14 protein-coding genes and 1 pseudogene are annotated in these 16223 nt (G+C 68.4%); 8 read left to right on the forward strand and 7 right to left on the reverse strand.

The genetic code is table 11. From position 1 onward, the window contains the following. The first annotated feature begins 2 nt into the window (after positions 1–2). Positions 3–1106 (forward strand): ABC transporter ATP-binding protein, encoded by a 1104-nt coding sequence (locus J2848_RS12870; RefSeq protein WP_149231402.1) that lies wholly within the window; start codon positions 3–5, stop codon positions 1104–1106. Between the two features lie 69 nt (positions 1107–1175). On the opposite strand, the gene J2848_RS12875 is transcribed toward J2848_RS12870, so the two are convergent. Beyond that, entirely contained in the window at positions 1176–1607 is a 432-nt protein-coding gene (locus J2848_RS12875; protein WP_149231403.1) for a DoxX family protein, read from the reverse strand. Positions 1608–2173: 566 nt separating this feature from the next. Here J2848_RS12875 and J2848_RS12880 point away from each other — a divergent pair. Continuing rightward, entirely contained in the window at positions 2174–2392 is a 219-nt protein-coding gene (locus J2848_RS12880; protein WP_149231404.1) for a hypothetical protein, read from the forward strand. Positions 2393–2403: 11 nt separating this feature from the next. After that, complete coding sequence (locus J2848_RS12885; RefSeq protein WP_149231405.1) at positions 2404–2916, forward strand: cation:proton antiporter; 513 nt, start codon at positions 2404–2406, stop codon at positions 2914–2916. 341 nt (positions 2917–3257) lie between these two features. Here the strand turns inward: J2848_RS12885 and J2848_RS12890 are convergent, their stop codons facing one another. The 5 genes from J2848_RS12890 to J2848_RS12910 are packed head-to-tail and all read right to left on the reverse strand — an operon-like array spanning position 3258 to position 10950. After that, positions 3258–4034 carry an ABC transporter ATP-binding protein gene (locus tag J2848_RS12890; protein WP_149231406.1) on the reverse strand — a complete coding sequence of 259 codons (777 nt, stop codon included), beginning with the start codon at positions 4032–4034 and terminating at the stop codon, positions 3258–3260. Then, a complete protein-coding gene (locus J2848_RS12895; RefSeq protein WP_149231407.1) occupies positions 4031–5767 on the reverse strand; it encodes a cyclic peptide export ABC transporter in 1737 nt (578 codons plus the stop codon). The genes J2848_RS12890 and J2848_RS12895 overlap by 4 nt, the downstream gene beginning before the upstream one ends. Next, on the reverse strand, positions 5764–7782 hold the full coding sequence (gene fhuB, locus J2848_RS12900) for a Fe(3+)-hydroxamate ABC transporter permease FhuB (protein ID WP_149231408.1): 2019 nt from the start codon (positions 7780–7782) through the stop codon (positions 5764–5766). The genes J2848_RS12895 and fhuB overlap by 4 nt, the downstream gene beginning before the upstream one ends. Then, complete coding sequence (locus J2848_RS12905) at positions 7775–8719, reverse strand: ABC transporter substrate-binding protein (protein ID WP_170307031.1); 945 nt, start codon at positions 8717–8719, stop codon at positions 7775–7777. Before J2848_RS12905 ends, fhuB begins: the two co-directional genes overlap by 8 nt. Positions 8720–8727: 8 nt before the next feature. Beyond that, complete coding sequence (locus tag J2848_RS12910; RefSeq protein WP_149231410.1) at positions 8728–10950, reverse strand: TonB-dependent siderophore receptor; 2223 nt, start codon at positions 10948–10950, stop codon at positions 8728–8730. A gap of 123 nt (positions 10951–11073) precedes the next feature. On the opposite strand from J2848_RS12910, the gene J2848_RS12915 reads away from it, so the two are divergent. Continuing rightward, on the forward strand, positions 11074–11886 hold the full coding sequence (locus J2848_RS12915) for an AraC family transcriptional regulator (RefSeq protein ID WP_149231411.1): 813 nt from the start codon (positions 11074–11076) through the stop codon (positions 11884–11886). A 154-nt stretch (positions 11887–12040) separates the two neighbouring features. Continuing rightward, positions 12041–12868 (forward strand): annotated as a pseudogene (locus tag J2848_RS12920) (IS5 family transposase). Positions 12869–12998: 130 nt separating this feature from the next. On the opposite strand, the gene pdxR reads toward J2848_RS12920, so the two are convergent. After that, on the reverse strand, positions 12999–14447 hold the full coding sequence (gene pdxR, locus J2848_RS12925; RefSeq protein ID WP_211103109.1) for a MocR-like pyridoxine biosynthesis transcription factor PdxR: 1449 nt from the start codon (positions 14445–14447) through the stop codon (positions 12999–13001). Positions 14448–14522: 75 nt separating this feature from the next. On the opposite strand from pdxR, the gene J2848_RS12930 reads away from it, so the two are divergent. From J2848_RS12930 to J2848_RS12940, 3 genes are read left to right on the forward strand one after another with little or no spacing between them, the layout of a single operon-like run. Then, entirely contained in the window at positions 14523–14942 is a 420-nt protein-coding gene (locus J2848_RS12930) for a cupin domain-containing protein (RefSeq protein WP_149231412.1), read from the forward strand. A 17-nt stretch (positions 14943–14959) separates the two neighbouring features. Then, entirely contained in the window at positions 14960–15415 is a 456-nt protein-coding gene (locus tag J2848_RS12935) for a carboxymuconolactone decarboxylase family protein (protein WP_149231413.1), read from the forward strand. Between the two features lie 49 nt (positions 15416–15464). Beyond that, positions 15465–16109: an HD domain-containing protein gene (locus J2848_RS12940; RefSeq protein ID WP_149231414.1), complete on the forward strand. Its 645-nt coding sequence runs from the start codon at positions 15465–15467 to the stop codon at positions 16107–16109. Positions 16110–16223 lie beyond the last annotated feature (114 nt).

Below are 16223 nucleotides of genomic sequence, written 5' to 3' on the forward strand. Positions count from 1 at the left end.
TCATGGAAAATCAGGGCTTTGTGGAGTTCGCCGGCGTCCAGAAGAGCTATGACGGGCGCACTCTGGTGATCGAAGGGCTGGACCTGTCGATCCCGAAGGGGGAGTTCCTGACGATGCTGGGGCCGTCCGGTTCCGGCAAGACCACCAGCCTGATGATGCTGGCGGGGTTCGAGGCGCCGTCGCGCGGCGAAATCCGCGTGGCCGGCAAGCCGATCCAGAATGTGCCGCCGCACCGCCGCAACATCGGGATGGTGTTCCAGAACTATGCGCTGTTCCCCCACATGACCATCGCCGAGAATCTGGCCTATCCGCTGAAGGTGCGGCGGATGGGTCGTGCGGAGACGGAGCGGCGGGTGGCCCGCGCGCTCGACATGGTGCAGATGGGCACGCTGGCGCAGCGTCGACCCTCTCAGCTTTCCGGCGGGCAGCAGCAGCGGGTGGCGCTGGCGCGGGCTCTGGTGTTCGAACCGGATCTGGTGCTGATGGACGAACCGCTGGGGGCGCTGGACAAGAATCTGCGGGAGCACATGCAGTTCGAGATCAAGCATCTGCATGAGCGTCTCGGCGTGACCATGGTCTATGTCACGCATGATCAGGCGGAGGCGCTGACCATGTCCGACCGTATCGCCGTCTTCAACCGCGGCCGGGTGGAACAGCTGGCGACGCCGGCGGAATTGTACGAGGAGCCGGCCACCGTCTTCGTTGCCGGCTTCATCGGCGAGAACAACCGGCTGTCCGGCGTGCTGGCCGACCGGCAGGGCGACCGCGGGACCGTCCGGCTGGAAAGCGGTCCGGTGGTGCAGGCCCGTGTTGCCCCCGGTCTCGAAGCGGGTGCTTTGGTCACCGTGTCGCTGCGGCCCGAGCGGGTCCGGTTGGTGCCGGCAGAGGCGGCTGATGGGGCCGGGGGAGAGCGGGGCCTGTTCGGCCATGTCTCTGACCTGATTTATCTGGGCGACCACATCCGCGTGCATCTGGCAGACGGTCCGGCCGCCGGACTGGTCGCGAAAATTCCTAACAACGCCGACCACCAGCATGTGCGCCCGGGCGGCCGTTATCGGGTGGAATGGGGGCCGGCCGACGCCATCGCGCTGCCGGTCGGTCCCTGATCGGAACGACATCCGGCCGGCGGGGGAGGCGTTTTGACGCCTCCGCACCGTCGGATAGCTTTGCGGGCATTATCGGCGAGCATCCAGGCTGAAGCGGCCGCCGCCGAAGGCGACAATCTGCAACAGGCCGCCGGCGATCGAGATGTTCTTGAAGAAGTGGAAGTACTGGTCGAGGTCGGTGAGGTTGTTGTGGAAGGTCACCGCCGTCAACACGGTGAAGATCGCCATGGCGAGCGCCACCAGCCGGGTCTGGAAGCCGATGATCAGGGCCAGGCCGCCCACCAGTTCGACCAGCAGCGCCATCATGTAGGACAGTTCGGGCACCGGCAGCCCGACCGACTGGATATAGCCGATGGTCATCGTCGGCGCGATGAGTTTGCCATAGCCGGAGACCAGGAACAGGCCCGCCAGCAGGACGCGGCCGGCCAGCGGAGCCGCATCGGCGGCGATCGAGGCCATCGGAAGGGAGGAGGCCGAAGCGGTGGGGGTGGAGATGGTCATGTCAGTCATCCTTCGTTGATCGGGATTTTCGGATCGGCGCTTGGCTTCTTCGTCAGCGCCGGGGATGACAGAGATCTACGCGCCTCCTCTATTCAGGAAAATCGGGATAAAATGAACCATAACGTTCTAGAAAGCTGAAAAGTGGCCGAGCGCTATCACCCTTGCTGCGATTGCCCGGCCGCGCTGGGCTGCGTCATACCGGAAGCTCCGGCGGAACATTGGTCGCTGAACCAGCCGCTTCAGGCAGAAAGGCGCGGTTGCACATGGCGTTGTTCGAGAGCACGTTGATCCCCGACATCCCGGCGCCCGACATCACGCTGGAGCCTCAATTGGCGCTGGTGCTGTTCGTGGCGCCGGCCCTGGTGGATGTTGCCCCTATCACACGCCTCTCGCGGTGCTCCGGCGCAACTGGGCGCCATTGCTGGCCCTGGCCGCCGTGGCGGTCATCCTGACGACCGCGGCGGCGGCTGCCATGCTCGGACGCTTCGCCCTGCCGCGGCGCAACCGCCACCGTTCTACAGGGCCCGCCCCGCGACCGCGTCCATTCCTATTCCGTGTGGGAGGCCGTGGTCTTCCTGTTGAACGTCCTGGCCTTCCTTCTGATGGGCCTCCAGGCAAGGGCGATCATCGGCAGGCTGGAAGGCGACCGGTTCTGGCAGGCAGCCGGCGTCGCGGCGGCGGTGTTCCTGGCCGTGGTTGTGGTGCGCGTGGTCTGGGTGCTCGTCTACAACCGTGCCGCCGCCTTCGTCGTGCGGCGCCGGGCGGGCAAGGCGTTCCGACAGTAGGGCAGGGGCAGATGGTCGCCTGGTGCGGCATGCGCGGGCTGGTCACGCTGGCGACCGCGCAGGCCCTGCCGGCAAGTTTCCTGGAACGCGACCTGATCGTGCTGTGTGCCTTCACCGTTCTGCTCGGCACCCTGGTGCTGCAAGGCCTGACGCTCGGGCCGCTGATCGTCCGCCTGCGCTTTCCGCCGGACGATTCCTTCGACCGGGAGCTGTCTGCCGCGCGGATCGCTCTGATCGACGCCGCCATTGCGGCGCTTGAGGCACATGATGATGAGGCGGCGCGGGCGCAACTGGACTCTCTCCAAGAGGCGCGCGTGGCCACGGCTGCCGGACAGCATCCCTGGGAGGTCAGCGAGAGCGACTGCCTGAAACGGGACATGATCGTCGTGAAGCGCCGCAGGCTCGCCGAGATGCGCCGCTCTGGCGCCATCAATGACGATGTGTTCCACGCGCTGGAGCAGGAGCTTGACTGGGCCGAACTCGCCTCTTCCCCACCCGAGCGCCTGCAACTGGTGGAGGGGTGAGGGACCATCGACGTGTGCGGGGAGGAATACTGCACGACACCGGGTCGCTGCATGTGGCGATTGGAACTGAGTTGCCGTTCAGTGGCCCTGGTGGGTTCGGTAAAGACCAAATCCTGCCCCGCAACCAACCTTTACCGAACGCATCAGTTCCAGAAGGCCGGCCGCTCCCACAGCGCCGGCCTTCGGTGCGTTTGGGCTCAGCCCGAGGCTGAGCAACGCCACCAAATCGTGCTCCAACTCGATCTCGACGCCGCGGGTGCCGGCAGTGCTAAAGCGTACCGCCACTCCCTCGATCACCCCCCTGCTACGAACAAGTCTCAGCACATTCTGAAAACCGCCCCTCAGACGTAACCGATCGGCCGGCCCGAGACCGGATGTGGCAACACCCCAAAGGGCAGGCCGTAGATGCGCTCCAGCATCGCCGGAGTCATGATGTCGTCCGGTGCACCGCGGGCGATCAGGCGACCGCCGTGCAGGGCCAGCAATTCATCGCAGAAGGCGGCCGCCATGTTCACGTCGTGCAGCACGATGATCACGCCGAGGCCATGGTCGCGGCCGAGACGGCGGATCAGGGACAGCATCTCCACCTGATGCGCAATGTCGAGAGCCGAGGTCGGCTCGTCCAGCAGCAGGGCACCCGGCTGCTGTGCCACCATCATCGCCAGCCAGACCCGCTGGCGCTCTCCGCCCGACAGCGCATCGACCGGCCGGCCGGCGAAGTCGGCGACGCCGGTCTGCGCCATCGCGTCTTCCACCGCTTGCCGGTCGGCTGCGCCGAAGCGGCCGAACGGCCCGTGCCAAGGATAGCGGCCGAGCGCCACCAGCTCGCGCCCGAGAAGGCCGGGGGCGGCGGGTGTCTGCTGCGGCAGGTAGGCGAGCCGGCGGGCGAAGGCGCGGCTTTCCCAGACGGCGAGCGGTCGGCCTTCGAAGCGGATCGTCCCAGTCGACGGGGCGAGCTGGCGCGCCATCAGCTTCAGCAGGGTCGATTTGCCCGACCCGTTGTGCCCGATCAGCCCGATGACCCGGCCGGGAGCCAGCGTCAGGGTCAGCGGGTGCAGCAGGGTGCGGCCGGGAACCACCGCGCCGACATTGTCCAGGTCGAAGAAGCTGGTGCTCATCGTTCGGCATTCCCTGCTGCGCTGTCGTCCGGACCCTCGGCGGCCTGCGTGCAAACCCGCGCGATCCCCCCGCCCGCCATATGGACCACCCGGTCGGCGACGCCGAAATAGCGGTCGTCGTGCGAGATCACCACCAGCGCCCGGCCCTGGCGGCGCAGATCGGGCAGCAGCTCGGTGTAGAAGAGGTGGCGAAAGCCGGGATCCTGGTCGGCGGCCCATTCGTCGAAGACGATCACCGGCCGGCCGGCCGCCCAGGCGTTCAGCAGGGCCAGCCGCTTGCGCTGGCCGGTCGACAGGTCGGTGGTGGAGAAGACGCCGTCGCGCAGCGATACCTTGTGGGCGATGTCCAGCCGTTCCAGATAGCGCTCCGCCTCCGGCGGCAGGCCGGCGCCGGGGGTGCCGACCTCGTCGAACAGGAAATAGTCGGTGAAGACGGTGGCGAAGAGCTGGCGGTAATCGTCGCGCGCCTCCTCCGCGACCGGCTGTCCGTCGAGCCGGATGACGCCCGCCTGCGGCGGGTAAAGGCCGAGCAGCAGCTTGATCAGTGTCGTCTTGCCCGACCCGTTGGCGCCGACGATGAACAGGATCTCACCGCGCCGGATCTCCAGATCGATCGGGCCGACCGCGAATCCCGGCCGGCCGTCCTCTCCCGCCGGGTCCGCCGGCGGGTAGGCGTAGCACACGCCGTCGAGCGCGATGCTCCGACACAGTTCCGGCGTTTGTCCGCCGGGCTCCACCAGCGCCACCGGCTCGTGCCCGTCGAAATCGGCGGCGAGCCGGGCGACCCGCCGGAAGGCGATCTGCGCCTGCCCCAGCGCCGGCAAGGCGCCGACGAGCTGGTCGAGCGGTCCCTTGACGTAGAGCAGCACGATGGCGAAGCCGCTGACCACCGCCGGCTCCAGCGCCAACCGGTCGCGCAGCAGCAGCATGATGCCGATGACCAGGAAGAACAGGCCGGACCCGACGGCATCCGCCGTCCAGAACAGGCGCATGGCGTGGCTCTTGCGGCTGGCGATACGGTCCACCGCCCCACCCAAAAGGACCTCGAACACCCGGCGGCGGCGCGGCCGGTCGACGCGGAGCTCCTTGGCGCCTTCGGTGATGGCGCGGTACTGTTTCTGCAGATCGTCCTGGGCGTCGCGGACGTCGGTGTAATCCACCATCCAGGCGCGGCGGGCGTGGTGGGTGACCAGCATCCCCGCCGCCACCGCCAGCAGCACCAGCAGCAGCAGGGCGGGCGACAGCGCCAGCAGATAGCCGAAGCAGCCCAGCGTCACCGTCAGCGCCACGGCATAGCCGGAAACGTTGAAGGTGAAGATGCTCACCGCCTCCACGTCGTTGACCAGCGAGGCGACCAGCCGGTGCGTCCGCTGCCGTTCGATGGCGGCGATCGGCGCGCGCAGGATGCGGGCGGCGATGTCCTTGCGCAGCGCCGCGACCAGCTTCTGGCCGACCAGGCTGTTGCCGACGCCGGCTGCCGCCTTGCCCAGCACGCTCAGCCCGCATAGGCCGGCGAAGGCCAGGAGGAAGCCGGCGCCGACCCCGTCGGCCGCCTGCAGCCCGCGATTGACCTGCGCCAGCAGCGCCGCGGTGGCGAGGCCGCCGGCAGCCCCCAGCAGGGTCGCGGCCAAGGTCGCCGGCCAGAAGGGGCGCAGCAGGCGCAACGCCGCGCGGAGCAGCGCGAAGCGGTCCCGGGCGGGATCGCCGCCGGGTAAAGGAATGGAGTCGTTCATCGTCGCAACAGCCAGAGAAGGTAGGGGGCACCCAGCAGGGTCGCCAGCAGGCCGGCCGGCATCTGGGCGGGAAACAGCAGGACGCGGCCCAGCCAGTCGGCCAGCACCATGACCAGGGCGCCGGCCAGCGCCGCCCCGGCCAATTGCGGTACCGCCCGCTGCAGGCCGCACAGCCGGGCCGCGTGCGGGGCCATCAGCCCGACGAAGCTCAGCGGGCCGACCACCAGCGTCGCCGCAGTGGTCAGCGCCGCGACCAGCAGCAGGACGATCCCGCGCACCAGCGGCAGCCGCAGGCCAAGTCCGCGTGCCGCCTCCTCTCCCAAAGGCAGGATCTCCAGCCAGCGGGCGCAGAGCAGCGGCACCGCCAGCAACGGCAGGGCGGCGGTCCAGGCGGCGATGGCGATGGCCGGGGTCGCCAGATAGGTCGAGCCGGTCAGCCAGCGGAACAGGGTGAAGGCGCGCGGATCACCGCTCGACAGCAGCAGCGCCACCACGGCGCCGAAGACGGTGGTCAGCGCCACGCCGGTCAACAGCAGCCGTTCCGGCGCGTGGCCCTGCCGCCTGCCGAGCAGCAGAACCGCGCAGAGCGTCGCCAGCGCGCCGGCTCCGGCGGCGGCCACCTGCGCCTCCACCGGGAAGGCGGGAACCGCGAGGTACAGCAGGATGACGCCGAAGGCCGCGCCCGTGCCGATACCCAGCACCTCGGGCCCCGCCAGCGGGTTGCCGGTCAGCCGTTGCAGCAGCACCCCTGCCGCACCCAGCATCGCCCCCGCGGCCATCGCCGCCGCCATGCGCGGCGCCCGCCAGTACAGCAGCGGTTGCAGATCCGCCCAGCCGCTCCAGCGCCAGCCGCCAACGCCCTGCCCCACCGCCAACGCAAGCCAAGCGGCGAGCAGCAGGGCGAGCAGTCCCGCCAGGAGCCAAGGGCCGGACCGGGCCAGCCGCCGCGCGGGCGGCTCGGCCGGAACCGGTGGCCCACCGTCACCGCCGCCGGAGCGGGTCAGCAGCCACAGCAGCAGCGGCGCGCCGAGCAGGGCCGTCAATGTTCCGGTCGGCAACTCGCGGGCGCCGCTGCCGGCGATCTGCGAGGCCACCTGCGTCGTGGCGTCGGCCAGCCACAGCAGCGCCGCACCCAGCGGTGGTGCCCAGGTCAGCCGGGCCAACAGGCTGCGGGCGCCGGCCAGCCGCACCATCGCCGGCGCGGCCAGCCCGACGAAACCGATCACTCCGGCGGCGCTTACCACCGCCGCGCTCAGCGCCACCGCCAGTGCCAGCGTCGCCAGCCGCAGAGCCCGCACCGGAACGCCGAGGCCGGCGGCGCCCTCCGTCCCCAGATCCAGCAGGGCGAGCGGCCGCGCCAGCAGCAGGGCGAGGACGGCCCCGGCCGCCAGTTGCGGGGCCAGCGCCTGCGGGATCGCCCAGCCGTTCTGGCTCAGCGACCCGCTCGCCCACAGGAACAGGGCCTGAAAGCCGGCGCCGTTGAACAGCATCAGGCCGCTCGCCAGCGCGCTGCAGGTCAGGCCGACGGCGAGGCCGGCGAGGATGACGACGGCCGGCGCCAACGCCGCCCGCCATGCCAGCCCGACCACCAGCGCCGCCGCCCCGACCCCGCCGCCCAGCGCCACCAGCCCGTGCCCGAGGGTGCCGAGGTTACCGCCGAAGCCGGGGAGCAGCGTGGCTGTCGCCATCAGTGCCAGCTGTGCGCCGCCGGCGACCCCCAGGGTCGACGGCTCGGCCAGGGGGTTGCGCAGGGCCTGCTGGAACAGCACCCCGGCCAGCCCGAGGGCGCCGCCGCACAGCAGGCCGGCGCACAGACGCGGCAGCAGGCTGTCGGTCAGGATCAGCCGGCGCACGTCGCCGCCGCCTTCCAGCAGCCAGCGCCATGTGCCGGCCGTCCAGGGCGGTCCCGGCAGATAGGGGTGCGCCGCCACTACCGTCAGTACGGCGGCGAGAAGCGCGAGAAGGGCGATCAGCGCCCCGCAGCGGAAGCCGCTGTCGGCCACCCGGTCAGCCATGGCTGGCCTCCACCGGAACCAGCGCTGCGCTCAGCAGCCGGGCGAGCCGCTCCACCGCCGGCAGGCCGGCCGAACCGAGGACGGACCCAATCTCGTGGGTGCGGCCCTCCCGCGAGAAGGGCAGCGCCTGCCAGAAGGGATTGGCCGCCATGGCCTTCAGCCGGCCGAAGCCGCCGAGCGCCACGTTGATCAGCCGCGCGTCCGGCACCGCGGCCAGCCGCTCCAGCCCGACCGCGACGAATTCCCCCATCACCGGCTCCCCGCCCCAGGCATTGCGCAGCCCGAGCCGGTTCAGCACCGCGTGGTGCAGGCTCGATGCGCCGAAGACGTTGACGTGCCGCTGATCGAGGATGTTGACGAGACAGACCGACCGGTCCGTCAGCGGCGCCAGTTCGTGAGCGGCCTGCTCGAGCGTCGCCTCAGCACGGGCGGCCAGCGCTTCGGCCGCCGCCTCCAGACCCAGGAAGGCGGCCAGCCGCCGCGTCTCCGATCCCGCCCGCTCCAGCACCCCGGCTCCCGGCCGGTCGAGAGCCACGGCGAAGACGGGTGCTACCCGCTCCAGCGGGCCGCGCATCACCTCCAGCCCCGGCGTGATCAGGATCGCGTCCGGTTTCAGCTCCTGCAACAGCTCGAAATTCGGCGTGAACAGCAGGCCGACGTCGGTTACCCCGGCCGGCAGAGCCGGATCGCCGACATAGCGCGTGCACCAGGACGGTGCCGGCACGCCGACCGGGACGCAGCCCAGCGCGACGCAGCTGGCCGCCAGCCCCCAGTCGAGCACGGCGACACGGCGCGGCGCCTCCGCGCGCTTCTTCGCGCCCATCTCCGCTCGCGTCTCCGCCAGGGCCGGACCTGTACCCGGCCCTCCACCAAAGCCCAGGGCGACGGCGCCGCCCAGCAGGCGGCGCCGCGACAGGGGAAGTGTCCCGCGGACCATGGTCCCCATCACCAGGAGTAACGCACGCTGGCATAGACCGTGCGGCCCAGCCCATAGCGGCAGCCGACGGCCGAACAGAACGACACATACTCACGATCGAAGATGTTCGAGGCGTTGACCGCCAGCTGCGTTCCCTGCAGGGAGGGCAGCGCCTGTCCCAGGTCGTAATGCACCGCCGCGTCGAACACGGCGTAGTCCGGGATCTTCACGGTGTTGGCGTTGGTGGCGTAGGTCGGCCCGACATAGCGGGCGCCACCGCCGAAGCCCAGCCCCTTCAACGCCTGCGCCTGGATCGTGTAGTCGGCCCACAGCGAGGCAATGTGCGCCGGCACGTTGCTCAGCCGGTGGCCGACATTGCCGGCATTGTCCTTGGTGATCTCGTTGTCGAGATAGGCGTAGGAGGCGCGGACGTTCAGCCCGTCGGTCAGGCTGGCGACGCCGCTCAGCTCGACGCCGCGCGAGCGGATCTCGCCGGTCTGCACGTTGAAGTTCGCGTTGACCGGATCCGGCGTGGTGACGTTGGTCTGGCGCAGGTCGAAGGCCGAGACGGTGGCGAAGCTGTTGGAGCCCTTCGGCTGGAACTTCAGCCCCACCTCGACCTGCTTGCCCTTTGTCGGCTCGAAGGCGGCGCCCTGCCGGTTGGTGCCGGCGACCGGCTGGAAGGAGGTGGCGTAGCTGGCGTAGGGCGCGAGACCATTGTCGAACAGATAGGTCAGCCCGACCCGGCCGGTGAAGGCGCGGTCGAACTGGCTGGTCCGGCGGTTGGTGACGCGGTTCTCGTTGTCGGTCGTCGCCCAGTCCTCCCGCCCGCCCAGCAGCAGCGACCAGCCGCCCAGCCTGATCTGGTCCTGGAGGTAGGCGCCGATCTGGCTCTGGGTCTGGTAGGCGTTCTGGAAGATGCCGGGCAGCCTGATGACCTGATTGTAGTTGGGTGCCAGGATGTCCAGCGTCGGCGCGGCGCCGAAGCGGGTGAGATTGTCCCAGTTGATCCGTTGGTAGTCGACCCCCGCCAGCAGCGTGTGCGACAGCGGCCCGGTGTCGAGCTTCAGCTCCGCCTGGTTGTCGATGGCGAAGCTGTCGAGCCGCTCGTCGGCGGTGTAGGTCTGGCGGTTCAGCGTCCGCTGGTCGGCCTGGAGGTTCAGTCCCTGGACCGAGGCATAGTCGATGTCGATGTGGGTGTAGCGGGCATTCTGCCGGACGGTCAGCGCCTTGCCGAAGCGGTGCTCAAACTCGTAACCGATCTGGCTCTGGTCGCGCTTGAAGCTCTCGAAGCCGGTGTCGCCGGTGTAGAAGCTGGGCGAGATCCTGCCGTAGCGGTTCGGCTGCAGGGTGCCGGAATAGGGCAGCAGGTTCCAGATGCCGCCCTTCGGGTCATGCAGGTAGCCGGCCAGCAGGGTCAGGCTGGTGTCGTCGTCCGGCTTCCAGGTCACCGACGGGGCGATGGCGATGCGCTGTTCCCTGGTGTGGTCGGTCTGCGTCTCGGCGGTCCGTCCGATGCCGGTCAGCCGGTAGAGCACGCGGCCCTCCTTGTCCAGCGGCCCGCCGAGATCGAAGGCGCCCTGCATCATGGCGCCGGTGCCGGACTGGATCTCCACCTGATGCAGCGGCTCGGCGGTCGGACGCTTCGCGACCATGTTGAGGATGCCGCCGGGCGACGCCTGCCCGTAGAGAACGGAGGAGGGGCCGGTCAGCACCTCCGCCCGTTCCAGCAGATAGGGCTCGGTCTTCGGCACCGCCCAGGTGCCGGAGAGCTGCTTCAGCCCGTTCAGATATTGGTCGAGCGCGAAGCCGCGCGCCGTCAGGCTGTCCAGCCGGTTGTCGGCATCCTCGCTGATCTGCACGCCGGGGGCGTAGCGCAGCACCGACCGGACGGTCTGCGGCCGGCGGGCGTCCAACTCCTCGCGGGTGATGACGGTGACGGTCTGCGGCGTTTCCAACAGGGCGGCGCCGGTCTTGGTGGCGCCCAGCGCAGCGGGGGCGACATAGCCGTCGGCTGCCAGCGCCGGGTTGCCGGGGCTCGCCGTCACCGACACCGCCGGCAGGCTGAGCGTCGCGCCACCCTGCTGCCCAATCCGTTGCTGCCCGGCCCCTTGCTGTCCGGCTGCATCCTGTGCCCAGGCCGGCGTCCAGACGGTCGCCGCCACCGCCAGTATTGCCGGGATCGCGGCATTGCGCCGGCTCGTCTTCTTTCCCTGGCTCTCCGCCGCCCGGATCCGCACCGTCTGCCCCATCACATCCTCTGTCGCTTGCCCTGCCGTGCGCTGGAAGCATCTACCGGCTCTTGATGAGAATGAGTATCATTCCTCATTGCATCCCGCTCCTGCGGATGGGACAGGAACTATCGAGACGAGGCCATGCGGCTGCTGAATTATTCACTTGCCAGCCTGGATGCGCCCGAACAGCCGACGGTGCTGGCGATCGGGCGGGAGCGCGGGACGAAACCGGTGACGATCCGCTGGCACAGCCATGCCCGCGGGCAGGCCGTGGTCGTGTCCACCGGCCTGCTGACGATCTACACCCGCCAGGGGAACTGGATGGTGCCGAGCGGCCATTCCGCCTGGATCCCGCCGGGGCAGGAGCATGCGTTGCGGCTGTGCGGGAATTTTTCCGGCTGGTACGTCTATGTGGCGCCGGAGATGTGCCGCCAGCTGCCGGACCGCTTCGGCAGCGCCTCCACCCCGAGCCTGCTGCGGGAGGGGATCGCCCGCATCAGCCGCTGGCAGGACGGCGCCGATCCCGGCACGCGCGAGGAGCGGCTCGGGCTGGTGGTCATCGACGAAATCGCGGCGCTGCCGCTGGAGCGCGAACATCTGCCGATGCCGGCCGACCGCGCGATGGCGCAGATCGCCCGCATGATCATCGACGACCCGGCGGACGACCGGTCGCTCGACGCGCTGGCGGACACAGTCGGGCTGTCACGGCGCACCGTCACCCGGCGCTTCGCCGATGCGACCGGCATGAGCTTCTCGGCGTGGCGCCAGCGGCTGCGTCTGTTCCAGGCGGCGGAGATGCTGACGACCGGCACCCCGGTCACGACAGTGGCGCTCAACCTCGGCTATGACAGCCCCAGCGCCTTTACCGCGATGTTCCGCCGCCACTTCGGCGTCACGCCCTCCCAATTCGCCAGTCACGGAGAAGACACGCGACGTGGACGCTATACAGGATGAAGCCCGCCGCTGGGGACCGTCAAGTTGGCGTTGAACGGGTTGCCGGAACGGGCGAACGCGGGATATGGAGCGACGTTGGTAAAGAAAATGGCCGGCTGGCGGCGGTCGGGAGGACGAACGGGTATAGAGGCGGCGCGCTGACGCCGAGACCCCGATGCCGTACAAGGCCAACGAGCCCCGCCGCCACAAGATCCCGAAGGCCCGTTATCAGGTTGCGAACTGGGCGGCCTACGACGCCGTGCTGCGGCGGCGCGGCGACCTGACGATCTGGGTGACGCCCGAAGCGATCGCGGCACGGACGCCGCTGCCGATCGGACGACGGGGCCAGCCTTTCCACCACTCGGCCATCGCCATCGAGACGGGGCTGATGCTGCGTTTGGCCTTCGGGCGACCGTGACGGCAGACCGAGAGCTTGCTGGGCTCGCTCACGCGCCTGCTCGGCCGGGACCTACCGATCCCGGATCACACGACCTTTTCCCGGCGCAGTGCCGACCTGGAGGTAGCGAGTGCCTTGGTGAAGGCCGAGGGGCCGATGACGATGGTGGTCGATTCCACTGGGCTGAAGGTGTACGGCGAGGGCGAGTGGCACCTGGAAAAGCACGGCGGCCATGTGCGCTGGAGTTGGCCAAGCTGTACCTCGCAATAAATCCCGCTACCGGTGAGACCCTCGCCTCGGAGCTGACGTCCAACGAAGGAGGGAGACGCCTCGCTGGTTGGGCCGTTGCTCGATCAGATCGCCCGCCCGATCGGCGCGTACGACGGCGAGCGTGTCTACCGCGCAGTCGTCGTCCACAGCCCTTCGGCGGATGTGATCATCCCGCTACGCTCGAGCGCGGTGGCGATGATGCGCTGCATACAGGTGATCGGACGCAGCCTGCGCGCCCGGACCCTGCCGGCCCAGAAGGCCGACGCCGCTGTCGGCTGCAAAGTCATGAACATCATGACCAGCTTGGGCATGCCTATCTCTTGCAAGGTCGTCTGATCACCGCCAGCGACCGCAGGACTCTGTCTTCGCGGCGATCTACGCGCCAAAGTCGACTCCGACACCGCCTCTGCAAGTGGGTGAATTCACCGAAACGGGTGAGCGCATTCAGCCGTTCTCGCTAATGCACTCACTCATTCAGAAGGTGCAGGCACTTGAACCGCCGGATCGTTTCCAGGAGCCGGTCACAGGATCGGGCAAGATTTCTGGTCGGTGCCGTGGCGACACCCAGCAGAAGCCCGGACTGGGCATTGCCCGGCGGCGCATACCAGGGCGAAAGCGGTGCCGGAAACATGCCGAACGTCAAGGCTTCGCGCGCGATGGCGACATCCGGCGTTCCTGTCGGCAATCTGAGCAGCACGGCCAAGCCGGGAGCGGCAACAAGATCCGCGCCGACTGAGGTGTGAAGACAATCCAGAACCGCCTGCCGCTTGGCCGCATAAGCGCGCTTGGTGCGCCGGAGGTGGCGCATGTAGTGGCCCTCGCGGATGAACTCTGCGGTCGCGATCTGCACCGCGGGGCCAGGCGGCGGTGCCAGACATGCCGCCACCTCGGCGAACCGGGAGACCAGCGCGACCGGGGCGACCACGAAACCCAATCGTAGGGTCGGGCTGATCGTCTTGCTGAACGAGCCGATGTGGATGACGCGCCCGCCCCGATCGAGCGAGGCGAGCGCCGGTGCCGCCCTTCCCGCCAGTTGCAGTTCGCTCAGATAATCGTCTTCGATCACCCAGACCCGGTTCGCGTCCGCCCATTCGAGGAGACGCAGGCGCCGCTCCAGCGACAAAGTCGGCCCGAGCGGCGCCTGCTGTCCGGGGGTCACGACGACGAGCTTCGCGTCGGGATGGTGGCGCAGCCCATGATCGACGTCGATCCCATCCGCATCGACGGGAATCGGGGCCACCGCCAAACCTGCGAGTTCAAGCCCTTTCCTCGTCCATGGAAAGCCCGGGTTCTCGAACCAGACCGACTGCCCGCCCAAGCCGAGAACGCCGAGACCCAGCCCCAGTCCTGAGCCGAACCCCCCGGTGACGATGACTTGCGACGGCGAGCAGTTGATGCCGCGAGCGACGGCCAGATAGGCCGCGATCTCCCGCCTCAACTCATGTTCGCCGCGAGGGTCGGGATATGACGGGGGAACGCTCGCCTCGGCGCGGACGGCATTCGCGCGAATGCGCGCGAACAAGGTTGCCGGGAAAGTCTCGGCTGCCGGCACGCCCATTTGAAAGAACGCAGGCCCCCGCGTCATTTCCAGGTAGGTCTCCAGGAACGATCCTGCGTCCGGCGGCGGTTCGCTCTTTGTGGCGGTGCGCGGGCGTTGGGCGACGCGCGTGCCCCTGGCGCGCGAGGCCTCGATCAGCTGGGCGGCGGCGAGAGTCTCATAGGCGGTCCGCACCGTTCCGCGCGCGACGCCGAGCTGGGCCGCAAGATCCTGCCAGGACGGCAGCCGGGCGCCGGGTTCCAGCACGCCGTCTTCGATGGCTTTGGCAACCCCCCTCCGGATCTGCTCCGACAGGGAGGCCTTGGCAGAACGGTCGAGAGTCAGGTCGAGCGGCTTGTTCATGCCGTCATGGTACATGATTTCATCGCATTCTTGGGCCTTTTTCCTGGCTCAGAAAACCCGCATCTTCAGATGCGTCACAGGAGAAAGCCCATGAAGAACCGCATCATCGCCCCTGCTGTCATGGCCGTGCTTGCTGCGACCTCCGCTGGTCCTGCCCCGGCTCATGACACTCAAACCGAAATGGTGACGGCCAAGTTCGATCAGGCCATCGCCAACATCCCGGGCAAGTCGCTCCGCGTGGTCGAAGTGGAGTACGCACCCGGCGCCGCTTCCCTGCCGCACACCCACGCAAATTCCGCCTTCATCTATGCCTACGTGCTGTCCGGCGAGATCGAGTCGAGGGTGAACGACGGTGAAACCCGCCTCTACAAGGCGGGAGAGAGCTGGTCCGAAGCGCCGGGCGCGGTTCATTCCATCAGCCGCAACGCCAGCAAGACCACGCCTGCGAAGCTGCTTGCCGTCTTTGTCGTCGACTCCGGCGAGAACAAGCTCACCTTCCCCGTCAAGTGAAAGAAGGAACCTGACCAATGACCAACAGGCTCGACTACAATCAAATCGCCCCCAACGGTGCCAAGGCGCTCGGCGGTGTCTATGGCTATGTCATGCAGAGCGGTCTGCCCGGAGAGCTGGTGGATCTCGTCTACCTGCGGGTTTCACAGATCAACAACTGTGCCTTCTGCCTCGACATGCACACGCGTGAACTCATCAAAAGGGGCGTGAAGGTCGAGAAGCTTGCGCTGGTGCAGGCATGGAAGGAAGGCGGTCCTCTCTTCAGCCGGACCGAGCGTGCCGCCCTGGCCTGGGCCGAGACCGTGACGCTCGTCGCCGAGACGGGCGTTCCGGACGACGCCTACGACGCTGCACGAGAGGTGTTCGACGAGAAGCAACTCGTCGACCTCACGATCGCGATCAGCCTGATGAACAGCTACAATCGCATGGCCATCAGCTTCCGCAATACGCCGCAGGCCGTTCTGGAGAGCTGAACACGCCACGACTCCGATGCAAGGCCCAGCTTGGGAAGGAGTACAGACCATGGTGGCCAATGACATTTCGGATGTGAGAATTCCCGACAGCAAACTGGCCCGTGATGTGACCCGGTTCATCCGGGACACGGAGAGCGATCTGCTCTTCCATCATTCGGTCCGGGTTTATTTCTGGGGAGCCATAGCGGGAACGCGACGGCGCATGAGCTTCGATCCGGAGCTGCTCTATACGGCCTCCATGTTCCACGATATCGGCCTCACCGCGACCTACAAGAACAGCCAGTTGCGGTTCGAAGTGGACGGCGCCAACGCCGCGCGGGATTTCCTGCGGGCGCAGGGAATTTCGGACGGTGACATCGAAACGGTTTGGAACGCCGTTGCCCTTCACACGACGCCCGGCATTCCGGAATTCATGCGCCCGGAGATCGCGCTGGTGCAGGCGGGCGCCGGCATGGACGTGGCCGGCCGCGGCTACGACCAGTTTACGGATGACGAGCGTGACGCCGTCATCGCGGCCTTCCCCCGCGAAGCGGACTTCAAGCACGGGATCATCGATGCTTTCTATGAGGGTATGAAGCACCGCCCCAACAGCACCTTCGGCACCTTCAACGACGATTTCCTGGCAGCGAAGGATCCGGCGTTCCAGCGGGTGGATATGTGCAGTGTCATCCTCGCATCGCCCTGGACGCGCTGACCGAAGCAAGAAGCCGCGGAATGCTGGCGTCCCGGAACAGAACAGAGTCCCGGTCAGGCAGCCATCCCAGGGCCACCTGTCGAAGCCCATGCCGTGACTGCCGCGGACAGGGCA

This window comes from Azospirillum lipoferum (assembly GCF_024170005.1).
In the GTDB taxonomy this organism is placed as follows: Bacteria; Pseudomonadota; Alphaproteobacteria; order Azospirillales; family Azospirillaceae; genus Azospirillum; species Azospirillum lipoferum.

Coding starts and splice junctions, on each gene's coding strand:
- J2848_RS12870 (WP_149231402.1), top strand. CDS start 3: ATGGAAAATCAGGGCTTTGTGGAGTTCGCCGGCGTCCAGAAGAGCTAT.
- J2848_RS12875 (WP_149231403.1), bottom strand. CDS start 1,607: ATGACCATCTCCACCCCCACCGCTTCGGCCTCCTCCCTTCCGATGGCC.
- J2848_RS12885 (WP_149231405.1), top strand. CDS start 2,404: ATGGTCGCCTGGTGCGGCATGCGCGGGCTGGTCACGCTGGCGACCGCG.
- J2848_RS12890 (WP_149231406.1), bottom strand. CDS start 4,034: ATGAGCACCAGCTTCTTCGACCTGGACAATGTCGGCGCGGTGGTTCCC.
- J2848_RS12895 (WP_149231407.1), bottom strand. CDS start 5,767: ATGAACGACTCCATTCCTTTACCCGGCGGCGATCCCGCCCGGGACCGC.
- fhuB (WP_149231408.1), bottom strand. CDS start 7,782: ATGGCTGACCGGGTGGCCGACAGCGGCTTCCGCTGCGGGGCGCTGATC.
- J2848_RS12905 (WP_170307031.1), bottom strand. CDS start 8,719: ATGGTCCGCGGGACACTTCCCCTGTCGCGGCGCCGCCTGCTGGGCGGC.
- J2848_RS12910 (WP_149231410.1), bottom strand. CDS start 10,950: ATGGGGCAGACGGTGCGGATCCGGGCGGCGGAGAGCCAGGGAAAGAAG.
- J2848_RS12915 (WP_149231411.1), top strand. CDS start 11,074: ATGCGGCTGCTGAATTATTCACTTGCCAGCCTGGATGCGCCCGAACAG.
- pdxR (WP_211103109.1), bottom strand. CDS start 14,447: ATGTACCATGACGGCATGAACAAGCCGCTCGACCTGACTCTCGACCGT.
- J2848_RS12930 (WP_149231412.1), top strand. CDS start 14,523: ATGAAGAACCGCATCATCGCCCCTGCTGTCATGGCCGTGCTTGCTGCG.
- J2848_RS12935 (WP_149231413.1), top strand. CDS start 14,960: ATGACCAACAGGCTCGACTACAATCAAATCGCCCCCAACGGTGCCAAG.
- J2848_RS12940 (WP_149231414.1), top strand. CDS start 15,465: ATGGTGGCCAATGACATTTCGGATGTGAGAATTCCCGACAGCAAACTG.